At 73.8% G+C, this 11,545-nt stretch carries 14 protein-coding genes; 6 read left to right on the forward strand and 8 right to left on the reverse strand.

Annotated elements, in window-relative coordinates; genetic code table 11:
* The first annotated feature begins 11 nt into the window (after positions 1-11).
* Positions 12-632: a peptide deformylase gene (gene def / locus K8W59_RS09155; protein ID WP_223399535.1), complete on the forward strand. Its 621-nt coding sequence runs from the start codon at positions 12-14 to the stop codon at positions 630-632.
* Here def and K8W59_RS09160 read toward each other — a convergent pair.
* Both K8W59_RS09160 and cobA read right to left on the reverse strand, forming a co-directional pair.
* Complete coding sequence (locus K8W59_RS09160) at positions 616-1,419, reverse strand: TrmH family RNA methyltransferase (RefSeq protein ID WP_223399536.1); 804 nt, start codon at positions 1,417-1,419, stop codon at positions 616-618. The two genes, def and K8W59_RS09160, sit on opposite strands and share 17 nt — an antisense overlap.
* On the reverse strand, positions 1,412-2,644 hold the full coding sequence (gene cobA / locus K8W59_RS09165; protein ID WP_223399537.1) for a uroporphyrinogen-III C-methyltransferase: 1,233 nt from the start codon (positions 2,642-2,644) through the stop codon (positions 1,412-1,414). The genes K8W59_RS09160 and cobA overlap by 8 nt, the downstream gene beginning before the upstream one ends.
* 50 nt (positions 2,645-2,694) lie before the next feature.
* On the opposite strand from cobA, the gene K8W59_RS09170 reads away from it, so the two are divergent.
* Positions 2,695-3,216 carry a YbhB/YbcL family Raf kinase inhibitor-like protein gene (locus K8W59_RS09170; protein WP_223399538.1) on the forward strand — a complete coding sequence of 174 codons (522 nt, stop codon included), beginning with the start codon at positions 2,695-2,697 and terminating at the stop codon, positions 3,214-3,216.
* A 15-nt stretch (positions 3,217-3,231) separates the two neighbouring features.
* Here K8W59_RS09170 and K8W59_RS09175 read toward each other — a convergent pair whose 3' ends face one another.
* Positions 3,232-3,915 (reverse strand): class F sortase, encoded by a 684-nt coding sequence (locus K8W59_RS09175; protein ID WP_223399539.1) that lies wholly within the window; start codon positions 3,913-3,915, stop codon positions 3,232-3,234.
* A gap of 105 nt (positions 3,916-4,020) precedes the next feature.
* On the opposite strand from K8W59_RS09175, the gene K8W59_RS09180 reads away from it, so the two are divergent.
* The gene (locus K8W59_RS09180) at positions 4,021-4,539 is read left to right on the forward strand and encodes a CAP domain-containing protein (protein WP_223399540.1); all 519 of its coding nucleotides are present in this window, start codon (positions 4,021-4,023) and stop codon (positions 4,537-4,539) included.
* Between the two features lie 53 nt (positions 4,540-4,592).
* On the opposite strand, the gene K8W59_RS09185 is transcribed toward K8W59_RS09180, so the two are convergent.
* A complete protein-coding gene (locus K8W59_RS09185; protein ID WP_223399541.1) occupies positions 4,593-5,435 on the reverse strand; it encodes a hypothetical protein in 843 nt (280 codons plus the stop codon).
* 318 nt (positions 5,436-5,753) lie between these two features.
* On the opposite strand from K8W59_RS09185, the gene K8W59_RS09190 reads away from it, so the two are divergent.
* Positions 5,754-6,479 (forward strand): gamma-glutamyl-gamma-aminobutyrate hydrolase family protein, encoded by a 726-nt coding sequence (locus K8W59_RS09190; RefSeq protein WP_223399542.1) that lies wholly within the window; start codon positions 5,754-5,756, stop codon positions 6,477-6,479.
* A gap of 12 nt (positions 6,480-6,491) precedes the next feature.
* The gene (locus tag K8W59_RS09195; protein ID WP_223399543.1) at positions 6,492-7,448 is read left to right on the forward strand and encodes an alpha/beta hydrolase; all 957 of its coding nucleotides are present in this window, start codon (positions 6,492-6,494) and stop codon (positions 7,446-7,448) included.
* A gap of 7 nt (positions 7,449-7,455) precedes the next feature.
* Here the strand turns inward: K8W59_RS09195 and K8W59_RS09200 are convergent, their stop codons facing one another.
* Genes K8W59_RS09200 through K8W59_RS09215 form a run of 4 tightly spaced genes read right to left on the reverse strand, consistent with a single transcriptional unit; the run spans position 7,456 to position 10,770 of the window.
* Positions 7,456-8,220, reverse strand: a complete 765-nt coding sequence (locus K8W59_RS09200) for a sulfite exporter TauE/SafE family protein (RefSeq protein WP_223399544.1) — start codon at positions 8,218-8,220, stop codon at positions 7,456-7,458.
* On the reverse strand, positions 8,217-9,419 hold the full coding sequence (locus K8W59_RS09205) for an SPFH domain-containing protein (RefSeq protein ID WP_397195991.1): 1,203 nt from the start codon (positions 9,417-9,419) through the stop codon (positions 8,217-8,219). The genes K8W59_RS09200 and K8W59_RS09205 overlap by 4 nt, the downstream gene beginning before the upstream one ends.
* Positions 9,420-9,479: 60 nt before the next feature.
* The gene (locus K8W59_RS09210; RefSeq protein ID WP_223399545.1) at positions 9,480-9,935 is read right to left on the reverse strand and encodes an NfeD family protein; all 456 of its coding nucleotides are present in this window, start codon (positions 9,933-9,935) and stop codon (positions 9,480-9,482) included.
* 34 nt (positions 9,936-9,969) lie between these two features.
* Positions 9,970-10,770, reverse strand: coding sequence for an ABC transporter ATP-binding protein (locus K8W59_RS09215; RefSeq protein ID WP_223399546.1), 801 nt, complete (start codon positions 10,768-10,770; stop codon positions 9,970-9,972).
* Between the two features lie 78 nt (positions 10,771-10,848).
* Here K8W59_RS09215 and K8W59_RS09220 point away from each other — a divergent pair, with 78 nt between their 5' ends.
* Entirely contained in the window at positions 10,849-11,541 is a 693-nt protein-coding gene (locus K8W59_RS09220; RefSeq protein WP_223399547.1) for a hypothetical protein, read from the forward strand.
* Positions 11,542-11,545 lie beyond the last annotated feature (4 nt).

An 11,545-nucleotide genomic window follows, 5' to 3' on the forward strand; every position in this document is an offset into this window, starting at 1 on the left:
CGATGCAGGGCATGACCGAGCAGGCCCCCGAGACGCCGCACGACCCGCTCCCCGAGGGCGGTCGCGTCCGCCCGATGACCCGGTGGGGTGAGCCGGTCATGCACCGGGCCCAGCGGCCGGTGACGTCGTACGACGACGAGCTCCGCTCCCTGGTCGCCGACATGACGGCGACCATGTACGCCGCCGAGGGGGTCGGGCTGGCCGCCTGCCAGATCGGGGTCGACCTGGCCGTCTTCGTCTTCGACTGCCCCGACGAGGACGGCCGCCGGTTCGCGGGCGTCGTCTGCAACCCCGAGCTGACGCTGCCCGAGGGCGTTGACCGGCGGCTGGACGACGACCTCGAGGGCTGCCTCTCCTACCCCGGCGCGTTCGTCGAGTGCGCCCGACCGGACCGCGCGAGCGTCACCGGCACCGGACTCTCCGGGCAGCGAGTGGAGTTCTCCGGCAATGGATTGCTGGCACGCTGCCTGCAGCACGAGACCGACCACACGCAGGGCACCGTCTTCGGCGACCGGATCTCGACCAAGGCGTTCAAGCGGCTGCGCAAGGAGCACGACCGTGCGGCGGAGGACTACCCGCCCCAGTGGCCGGCCGAGCATGCCGGGCCCGAGGCGGTCACCGGCGAGCTGTGACGTAGCAGGCCACCGCCGCGGCGGCCGCGACGTTGAGCGAGTCGACGCCGCCGTGCATCGGGATGATCGCCCGACGGTCCGCGGCGGCCTGCCAGCGCGCCGAGAGGCCGTGACCCTCCGACCCGAGGACCAGGGCCACCCGGTCCAGGCCGGCGACCGCCTCCTCCACCGGGACCGCGTCGGCGGCGAGGGTGAGCGCGACGGTGGTGAAGCCGCGCTGGGAGAGGTCCGGCAGGGCGTCGTACCACTCCGGCAGCCGGGTCCACGGCACGGAGAACACCGCGCCCATCGCGACCTTGACCGCGCGCCGGTAGAGCGGGTCCGCGCACCGCGGGGAGAGCAGCACCGCGTCGAAGCCGAGGGCGGCGGCGCAGCGCAGGATGGCGCCGACGTTGGTGTGGTCGACGACGTCCTCCAGCACCAGCACGCTCCGCGCGCCGGCGAGCACCTCGTCGACCGAGGGCAGCGGCGTGCGCTCCAGCGACGCGAGGGCGCCGCGGTGCACGTGGAAGCCGGTGACCTGCTCGGCCAGCGCCTCGCTGACCACGAAGCAGGGAGCGTCGGAGGCGTCGAGCACGTCGGCCAGCCCGGCCAGCCAGCGCTCGGCCATGAGGAAGGAGCGCGGGCGATGGCCGGCCTCGACGGCGCGCCGGACCACCTTCTCCCCCTCGGCGAGGAAGAGCCCGTGCTCGGCCTCCAGGTGCTTGCGCAGCTCGACGTCGCGCAGGTCGCGGTAGTCCCCCAGCCGAGGGTCCGCCGGGTCGTCGACCCGGACCAGCTCAGCCACGCGCGTAGTGCTCCGGGCGGGCCAGCGCCACCACGTCGCCGACGACGATGATGGCGGGCGGGCGGACCTGCTCGGCGACCAGGTCGTCGCCCAGGGCGGCCAGGGTCGAGAGCACGGTGCGCTCCCCCGGCATCGTGCCCTCCACGATCACCGCGACGGGGGTGTCCGGCGCGCGCCCGCCCTCGACGAGCGCGGCGGCGATCGCCGGGGCGTTCTCCACCGCCATCATCAGCACGACCGTGCCACGCAGGCGGGCCAACGCCTCCCAGTCGACCAGCGACTCGGGATGACCCGGCGGCAGGTGGCCGCTGACCACGCAGAACTCGTGCGTCATGCCGCGGTGGGTCACCGGGATCCCGGCGCGGGCGGGTACGGCGATCGCCGAGGACAGCCCCGGCACGACCTCGACCGGCACCCCGGCCTCGGCGCACGCCAGCAGCTCCTCGAAGCCGCGGCCGAAGACGAAGTTGTCGCCGCCCTTGAAGCGCACCACCCGCTTGCCCTCGCGAGCCCGGTCCACCAGGACCCGGTTGATCTCCTCCTGCAGGGCCGAGCGGCCGCGCGGCAGCTTCGCCACGTCCACCAGCTCCACATGCGCCCCCAGCTCGTCGAGCAGCTCGCGCGGCGCCAGCCGGTCGGCCACCACCACGTCGGCGCTCGCCAGCGCGTGCCGCGCGGCGGCGCTCACCAGGTCCGGATCGCCGGGGCCGCCGCCCACCAGGACGACGCCGGGCTGGCTCTCGTGGGCCGAGGAGACGTCGATCTCGCCCGAGCCGATCGCCGCCATGACCGCGTCCCGCAGGCCCGCCGACCGCCGGGGCTCTCGGTTGCCGAGGACGGCCACCGTCATGCCGCCGTACCGGCCGACCGCCGGGGTCCAGGCCGAGCCCTCGCGACCGTCGTCGGAGCGGACGCAGAAGATCCGCCGCTCCTCGGCTGCGGCGCTGACCCGCTCGTTGGCGTCGGGGTCGTCGGTCGCGGCGACGACGTACCACGCACCATCGAGGTCGCCCTCCTCGAAGCCGCGCGCCGCCCAGGTGATCTCCGAGGTCATGCCCTCGATCGCGGGGGTGACCTCGGGCGAGACCAGCAGGACGTCAGCGCCGGCCGCGATCAGGGCCGGCACGCGGCGCTGGGCGACGTGACCGCCGCCCACGACCACCACGCGGCGTCCGGCGAGGCGCAGTCCGACGGGGTACGGCGCGGGGTCGGTCTGCTCGGTCACGGCACCAGTCTGGTGGTCCGCGCTCAGGGGTCCGGACTAGGGTCCACGTCATGAGCATCGAGCGACCCGTCAAGCCCGACCCCTACGACCTGCTCCCTGCCACCGCCTCCTTCACCGTGACCAGCGAGGACGTCGCCGACGGCCAGCCGCTGGGCCCGGGCCAGGTGGCCTCCGAGGGCAACATCAGCCCGCAGCTGTCCTGGTCCGGCGCGCCGGAGGGGACGAAGTCCTACGTCGTCACCTGCTTCGACCCCGACGCGCCGACGCCGTCCGGCTTCTGGCACTGGGTGCTGGTGGACCTGCCCGCCGACGTCACCTCGCTGGACACCGGCGCGGCCGCCGGCGATCTCCCCGGGAAGGCGTTCCACGTGCGCAACGACGGGAGCGAGAAGGGCTTCATGGGCGCCGCTCCGCCACCGGGCGACCAGGTGCACCGCTACTACTTCGTGGTGCACGCGGTGTCGGAGGAGTCGCTGGGGGTGGACGACGACGCCTCCGCGGCGGTCGTCTCCTTCAACCTCGCCTTCAAGACCCTCGGCCGGGCGATCCTGACCGGCACCTACCAGCACTGATTCCGCGGCTCGTCGTCAGCGCCGTACCCGCTCGGCGGTGACGACCACGTTGCTGAGGTACTGGGTGCCGTCCCAGTCCTCGCAGGTCAGCAGGATCAGCCGTCCGGGCACCTCCTGGGAGAAGATCGCCTGCGCGCGGTCCGCCAGCCGCCCCTTGGTCAGCACCTCCACGTCGGTGACCCGGTAGGCCAGCGGGCCGCGCCGGGTGCCGACGCGCACCCGGTCGCCCGGGGCCACCCGCTCCAGCTCGTTCAGCGGCGCGGCGCCGTCGTGCACGGTGTGGCCGGCGATGAGTGCGCTACCGCGCGCCGCGCCCGGCAGCGCGCCCTCGGCCCACCAGCCGAGGCGACCCGGGTCCGCCGGCGGGATGAGCACGCCGTCGGGCGCGTCGACCGGCTCGACCGGAGCGGAGACGCCCAGGCTCGGCAGGTCCACCCGGGTGGGCTCCGCGGGCCGCGGTGCCGGGCGCGGCGTCTCCCGCGGCGCCGGGACGTCCCGCACCGGGAGTGCGCGCGGCCCGGTGCCCGTCGAGGCGCCGCTCGCCGATGCGCCGGTCGGCCGGGCGGTCACCTCGGTGTCGGAGGTGGCGCGCAGCTGCTGCCCGCACGCCACGACGAGCAGTGCCGCGCCCGTGGTCAGGAGTACGGCGGTCAGCCGGGGGCGTGGGACGGGGCGGCCGCGATGGCGCCCCGGGCGCACGGATCCTGGTCGATCTGGTGACATATACCAAAGTCTCATGGTCTACTAGTACTCAAGTCTGGTGGCCGTCGTCCTCCCCCGGCCACGCTCGAACGGAGTTCCCTCATGTCACGCCTTCCCCGCCTCGTGGCGACGCTCGCCCTGGCCGTCCTCGCCACCCTCCTGCCCGGCCTCGCCACCTCACCGGCGAGCGCCTCCCTCGCCCCACTCGCCCCGGTCGACCCGGACGCCGACCCGCAGAAGAACCTCGACGAGTTCGAGACCCGCGTGGTCCACCTGATCAACAAGCGGCGCGTCGCCCGCGACCGGGTGCCGGTGCGCCGCATCCAGAGCTGCCAGGACACCGGCGCCGAGCGGTGGGCCCAGAAGCTGACCACCGTGGACACCAAGGCCCATCGCGACATGGGCAAGGTCCTGCGCGACTGCCGGCTGCAGTGGGTCGGCGAGGTCATCGCCTGGGGTGGGGGCGACCCCACCCCGCGGCAGATCGTGGACGCGTGGATGGCCTCCGAGGGCCACCGCACGGTGATCATGAAGGGCCGCGCGCGGGTCGCCGGGATCGGCGTCCGGCGCGCTGACGACGGCGAGCTCAACATCGTCTTGACCTTCGGCCAGCGCCGCTGACCCGGTGGCCCGGCACGAACGGCCGGGCCACCGGTCCTGCGAGCACGGGCGCGTCAGCCCCGGCGCCGCCGCAGCAGCACGGCACCGCCGCTGAGCGCGGCCAGGCCGGCCGCGCCGGCGAGCGCCGTGAGCGCGAGCGCGTTGTCCGGCTCGGCCGTGGCACCCGCGGCCACCTCCGTGGGCACGGCCGCCGCCTCCTCGGGAGCCGCGGACGGCGGCTGTGTCGCCGCGGGCGCCGGGCTCTCCTCGGAGTCCTCGGTCCCCAGGACCGACGGGCTCTCGCTCGGCTGCTCGGTCGGCTCCGGGGTCTCGGTCTCCTCGGTGGGCAGGACCGTGGGCGACTCCGTGGGCGACGGCTCCGCCGTCGGCGTGGGCTCCGGGGTGGGGGCGTCGCAGCCCTGCACCCAGAAGACCTTGGACTTCACGTCCGACCCCTGGGAGCCGGTGGTGTTGACCGTCAGCTTCACGTGGTAGCCCTGCTGGGGCTGAGGCGAGCCGTCGAAGGACAGCGTGTAGGCCTGCGAGCCGTCCGGGTCGCCGCCGGCCCCGCCCGCGGGGTCGTCCTGGAGGGTGACCGTGCCCGGTCCGTCGACCGAGAGGCTGCCGTCCGTCGTCGACGCCTGCAGCGCGAACGTCACCGTCGAGGTCGCGGCGTCGTCGAAGTTGAACCAGTCGATGGTGAAGGTGCAGCCGACGTGCGGGTCGTTGTCCGGCACGGACTCGATGTCGGTGCCGTCGACCTTGACGGTGCCGTTGTTGCCGGGTGGGTCGGCCATTGCGGCGGGCGCGAGGCCCAGGCCGGCACCGGCGAACACGACAGCGGACCCGGCGACGGCGATCCCCCGGACACGCCGCCGCGGAACCGGACCCGGCAGGTGGGTCTGGATGCGATACATGGTCGAGCTCCTCCTCCCGGTGCGCGCGCGACGCGCACCGTTGCCGGCCGCCCGCACCTCCCCCCAGGAGGAGCCAGGTGGGAGCTGCCCGTCACACCCCCGTGACGGTTCAGACAGCTCGCGCACACCCCCCAAGGTGTGGCCCGTGCCCTGATAAGACACCCGAGACCACGCTGCGTGACAGCGGAATCGTCCTGACCTTCGGCTAGATGACGGCCGTCGCAGGTCGCGGTGGACGCGTCCAAGGGCGGGTTGCGCCGTTCTTCGGTCGCCGGCGACCGTCTTGACCCCACGGCGCCGAGCGGGTATCCCCGGGGCATGCCGCCCTCCGTCGCGCCCCGGCCGCGCATCGGCCTGAGCACCTACCGCGAGGCCGCCACCTGGGGGGTGTGGCGCCGGCAGCCGGCCGACGTCCTGCATGCGGAGTACTCCGACGTGGTGGTCACCGCGGGCGGCGTACCCCTGCTGCTGCCGCCGGCGCTCCCGTTGCCGGGGGCGGCCGCCGACGTGGTCGCGGGGCTGCACGGGCTGGTGATCTCCGGTGGCGCGGACATCGACCCCGAGAGGTACGGCGCGCGCCCCCACCAGCGCATTCAGGGCTGGCGCCCGGACCGGGACGCGTGGGAGACCGCGCTGCTCGACGCCGCCGACGCGGCCGGGCTCCCGGTGCTCGGCGTGTGCCGCGGCATGCAGCTGATGGCGGTGCATGCAGGCGGGGCCCTCGACCAGCACACCCCGGACGTGGTGGGGCACGAGCAGCACTCCCCCGGCGGCGACCGCTTCGGCGACACCGAGGTCGTCGTCGACCCCGCCAGCCGGGTGGCCGGCCTGGTCGGCGAGCGGCTGCAGGTGCGGTGCCACCACCACCAGTCGGTCGCCCGTGCCCCGGGCCTGGAGATCGTCGCGCGCGCCGACGACGGCACCGTTGAGGCGATCGAGCGGGCCGGCGACCGCTTCTGGGTGGGCGCTCAGTGGCACCCGGAGATGGCGGCGGAGCGGGAGCTCTTCGGCGGCCTGGTGGAGGCCGCCGCGGGGCGTGCCTGAGAGGATCCCGGCATGGTGAGCGACTGGCGTCCCGACGTCCTCGGCGAGCCCTACGCGGTCGAGACGATCGTCCTCGCGCCGGACGACGAGGGCCCCGTCGAGGCCAATCTCGTGCACCGTCCGGCCGAGGGCGAGGTCAGGGGCGCGGTCCTGCACGTGCACGGGTTCGCCGACTACTTCTTCCACACCGAGTACGCCGAGTGGTGGACCGCCCGGGGCTATGAGTTCTACGCCCTGGACCTGCGCAAGTACGGCCGCTCGCTGCGCTCGCACCAGACGCCCAACTACGTCGACGACCTCACGACCTACTACGAGGAGCTGGACGCAGCCTGGCGGCGGATCCACGAGCGCGACGGGCACGAGCAGGTGGTGCTCTCCGCGCACTCCACCGGCGGCCTGGTCGTCTCGCTCTGGGCGGACGACCGAGCCCTGCCGCTCGCCGGCACCGTGCTCAACGCCCCCTGGCTCGACCTGCGCGGACCCTGGCTGATCCGCAACGCCGTCACGGGGCAGCTCATCTCCCAGATCGGCGCTCGCCGCCCCCGGGCCGAGATCCGCAGGACGGTGGACCAGGTCTACGGCCGCTCCCTGCACCGTCAGCACCGCGGTGAGTGGGACTACGACCTGGCCTGGAAGCCCCTGGACTCCTGGCCCATCTACTACGGCTGGCTGCGGGCGGTCCGGCGCGGCCACCAGCGGGTCCACCGGGGCCTGGACCTGCAGGGACCGATCCTGGTGCTCACCTCGGGCGGGTCCGCGTGGCCGAGCAGCCCCGACGACGAGGTGGCGGACGGCTTCGACATCGTCCTCGACGTCGCCCAGATCCGGCAGTGGGCGCCCCAGCTGGGTGCGCACGTCACCGTGGTGTCCATCCCGGGCGCGCGCCACGACGTGGTGCTGTCCCTGCCCGGACCCCGGGCCGAGGTCTACGACGAGCTCGCCCGCTGGGTGCTCGCCTACCTGCCCTGACCGGCGCTCAGCCGGCCACGAAGCTGATGATCGCGGCCAGCCCGACGGTGATGATCAGCAGTCGCAGGAACGGGTCGGGGAGCCGGCGGCCGACGGTCGCACCGAGCTGGCCGCCGATGACCGCCCCGGCGGCGATCAGCCCGGCGATCACCCAGTCCACGTCGGCGACCACGATGAAGAGCACCGCCGCGATCCCGTTGACCGCGAGGGCCAGTACGTTCTTCACCGCGTTGAGCCGCTGCAGGGTCTCGGGCACGCCGATGCCGAGGATCGCCATGAGGAGCACGCCCTGCGCGGCGCCGAAGTAGCCGCCGTACACGCCGGCGAGGAGCACCAGCGGCCACACCCACCACGCGCCGTGGTAGCCGACGCCGCCGGTGGCGTCGTGCCTGCGTGCCACCCAGGCGCTGAGCGGCTTCTGGACCGCGACCAGCAGACAGCCGAGGCCGATGAGGACGGGGACGATGGCCTCGAAGGCCGAGGCGGGCAGGGCGAAGAGAAGGAGGCCGCCCGCGAGCCCGCCGATCAGCGAGGCCACCACCAGGCGGCGCAGCCGGGGCCACTGACCCGAGAGCTCCCGGCGGTAGCCGATCGCGCCGGACAGCGACCCCGGCGCGAGGCCGACGTTGTTGGAGACGTTCGCGGTGATCGGCGGGACACCGAACGCGAGGAGGGTCGGGAACGTGATCAGCGTTCCCGACCCCACCACGGTGTTGATCGTGCCCGCGGCCATCCCGGCGATCAGGATGGCCACGGCCTCGTACCACGTCACTGAGGAGCCGCTCCCGGCGCCGGCGGCGGAGGAGGTACGTCGCTCGCCCCGTCATCGGGCAGCGGCGGAGGCGGCGTCTCCGCGGGCGACGCGGCGTGCCCGCTGCCCGCGTCGGCGGGCGCGGAGCCGGAGCCGGAGCCGGACTTCGAGCCGGCCGGGTTCGCCGCGGCGTCGGCCGCCGCGATGGCCTCCTCGACCGCCTTGTTGGTGCTCGTCAGCTCGGTGTCGGAGGTCTTCGCCAGCTGCGGCTCGCTCGGGCCCATGTCCACCCGCTTGCGCGGCGTCGCGTCCTTGGGGATGCCGGCGATCTCGTGGATGGAGGAGCCCAGCCCCTCCATCGCCTTGGTGATCTCCGAGGGGATGACCCACACCTTGTTGGCGTCGCCCTCGGCGATCTTCGGCATCATCTGGAGGTACTGGTAGGCCAGCAGCGACTGGTCGGGCTGGCCGTCGTGGATCGCCTGGAACACGGTCTGGATGGCCTGGCCCTCACCCTGCGCCCGGAGGATCGCGGCCTCCCGGTCGGCCTGGGCGCGTAGGATCTGCGACTCCCGCTCACCCTCGGCGTTGAGGATCGCGGACTGCTTGTTGCCCTCCGCGGTGAGGATCGCGGACTGCCGCTCACCCTCGGCGGAGAGGATCAGCGCGCGCTTGTCGCGGTCGGCGCGCATCTGCTTCTCCATCGCGTCCTTGATCGACGGCGGCGGGTCGATGCCCTTGATCTCCACCCGGTTGACGCGGATGCCCCACTTGCCGGTCGCCTCGTCCAGCACGCCGCGCAGGCCGTTGTTGATCTCCTCGCGGCTGGTGAGCGTCTGCTCGAGGTCCATGCCGCCGACGATGTTGCGCAGCGTGGTCATGGTCAGCTGCTCGACCGCCTGGATGTAGTTGGCGATCTCGTAGGTCGCGGCCACCGGGTCGGTGACCTGGAAGTAGATGACCGTGTCGATCGAGACGACCAGGTTGTCCTCGGTGATCACCGGCTGCGGCGGGAAGCTCACCACCTGCTCGCGCAGGTCGATGAGATAGCGCGGGTTGTCGATGAACGGGACGATGATGTTGAGCCCGGCGGGGAGTGTCCCCTTGTACTTGCCGAAGCGCTCCACGATGGCGGCGCGTGCCTGGGGCACGATCCGGACCGTCTTGACCAGGAGCAGCACGACGAAGGCCAGGAGCAGCAACAGCAGCACCAGCACGATCGTCACGATCGATCTCCCTCCTTGTGTTGGTGGTGGTGTGGTTCGCCCCCGGCGACCAGCTCAGCCCTCGAGCGTCGGAACCGGGTGGACGTAGGCGGTCGCGCCGCGGATCTCGAGCACCTCGACCGGGGTGTCGGCCTCGATGACCAGCGTCTCGTCGTAGGGCAGCGCGCTCCAGATCTCCCCGGAGAGCCGCACCCGGCCGGGCTCCAGCCCGGTGATCCGCTCGGTGACGGTGCCCTGGGTGCCGACCAGCTTCCCGTGACCGATCTCCAGGTCCGGGCCGCCGTGCATCCGCCGGGCCATGGACGGCCGGACGAAGGCGAGCATGGCGAGCGCGGTGCCGGCGGCGACGAGAGCCTGGACGGCGAACGGGAGGCCGATGATCGCCATCACCATGCCGGCGACGGCGCCGGCGGCGAGCATGATGAGGATCAGGTCGAGGCTGAGCATCTCCAGGCCGGCGAGCACGATGGCCACACCCAGCCACCCTTGCCAGTCTTGGAACCAGTCCATGGATCGACCCTATCCCCCGTCCGATGCGTGCAGCCTAGGCCAGATGGCGCGCCGGTCGACGCCGGGCCGTCCACCGTCCCTCGTCGTAGGTGACGCTCAGCGGCATCCCGAAGGCCGTGCCGAGGTTCTCCTCGGTGACCACGTCGCCGATCAGGCCCTGGGCGACGACGCCGCCCTCGCGCAGCAGCAGGGCGTGGCCGAATCCCGGCGGGATCTCCTCGACGTGGTGGGAGACCAGCACCGTGGCGGGCGAGTCCGGGTCCATCGCGACCCGGGACAGCGTCGCGACCAGGTCCTCCCGGCCGCCGAGGTCCAGGCCGGCGGCGGGCTCGTCCATCAGCAGCAGCTCGGGGTCGGTCATCAGCGCACGGGCGATCTGCACGCGCTTGCGCTCGCCCTCGCTGAGGGTGCCGAACGTGCGGTCGGCCAGGTGGTCGGCCCGCACCTCCTGCAGCAGCTCGCGGGCGCGCTCGTGGTCCAGGTCGTCGTACTCCTCGCGCCAGCGGCCCATCACGGCGTACGACGCGGACACGACCACGTCGGTGACCTTCTCGAAGCGCGGGATCCGCTCGGCGACGGCGGCGCTGGTGAGGCCGATCCGGGGCCGGAGCTCGAAGACGTCGACGGTCCCGAGCACCTCCTCCAGCACGGCGGCGACGCCGTCGGAGGGGTGCATCTGGGCCGAGGCGAGCTGGAGCAGGGTGGTCTTCCCTGCGCCGTTCGGGCCGAGGATCACCCAGCGCTCGTCCTCCTCGACCGTCCAGTCCAGGGAGTCGATCAGCGTGGCGCCGCCCCGCCGCACGGAGACCCCGGCGAACTCGATGACTGCGGCCATGGCGTCACCCTATCCAGGCGGCTCGCGGGTCCGGACAGGCGTCCCGGCACCGGTCGGGCGTGGCTATTCTCGACCGCCGTGAGCGCCGAACTTCCCGACGCCGCCCGCCTCTGCTGGTGGGGTACGGCGTGGCTGCAGGACCGGGTGGCCCCCGACGACCTGCTCGACGAGGTCCCCGGGACCCCTCCCCTCCTGGGGCAGCTCACGGCGTGGCGCCGTGCCGGATGCCGGGGGCTGGCGCTGGCCCTCCCGGTCGAGGGCGACCCCCTGGGACTCGGCGGCCCGCCGGCCTTCAATGCGGCCGCGCTCGAGGCGGGCGAGGCGGTCCTGGCGCTGGGGGTGGAGGGCGGCCTGGTCGACGCTCACGGCGAGGGGGTCTGGCAGGTCGAGGAGGCGCGGCGCGGCAGCGTGCCCGACCTGCCGGAGGCTGACCGGGCGCTGCGCCGCGAGCTGCTGCGGGCCGCCGAGAGCCTCGCCGAGCTCGACGTCGCCCGGTGGCGCCCCGAGGTCGCCGACGAGCTGATCGACCTGCGCCGGCCGGCCGACCTCGCCCATCCGCCGGGCGTCCCGGCCGCCGCGGTGGGGTTGGCCGCGCGCTCGCTGCGCGCCCTCGCCATCGTCGACCTGGCGCTCGACGACGACGGCGCCGCGGTGTCGGCGTACGAGATCGACCGGCGCCGGGACGCGCTGCGCGGTCTCGAGCGCGCCGGCCGCGGCGCCCTGGTGGCGGCCTGCTCCCCCGATGCCTGGCCGCCGGGCGATAGGTTCTGATCGC

Source organism: Nocardioides rotundus, assembly GCF_019931675.1.
Lineage (GTDB): Bacteria > Actinomycetota > Actinomycetes > Propionibacteriales > Nocardioidaceae > Nocardioides > Nocardioides rotundus.

Coding starts and splice junctions, on each gene's coding strand:
- def (WP_223399535.1), top strand. CDS start 12: ATGACCGAGCAGGCCCCCGAGACGCCGCACGACCCGCTCCCCGAGGGC.
- K8W59_RS09170 (WP_223399538.1), top strand. CDS start 2,695: ATGAGCATCGAGCGACCCGTCAAGCCCGACCCCTACGACCTGCTCCCT.
- K8W59_RS09180 (WP_223399540.1), top strand. CDS start 4,021: ATGTCACGCCTTCCCCGCCTCGTGGCGACGCTCGCCCTGGCCGTCCTC.
- K8W59_RS09185 (WP_223399541.1), bottom strand. CDS start 5,435: ATGTATCGCATCCAGACCCACCTGCCGGGTCCGGTTCCGCGGCGGCGT.
- K8W59_RS09190 (WP_223399542.1), top strand. CDS start 5,754: ATGCCGCCCTCCGTCGCGCCCCGGCCGCGCATCGGCCTGAGCACCTAC.
- K8W59_RS09195 (WP_223399543.1), top strand. CDS start 6,492: ATGGTGAGCGACTGGCGTCCCGACGTCCTCGGCGAGCCCTACGCGGTC.
- K8W59_RS09210 (WP_223399545.1), bottom strand. CDS start 9,935: ATGGACTGGTTCCAAGACTGGCAAGGGTGGCTGGGTGTGGCCATCGTG.
- K8W59_RS09215 (WP_223399546.1), bottom strand. CDS start 10,770: ATGGCCGCAGTCATCGAGTTCGCCGGGGTCTCCGTGCGGCGGGGCGGC.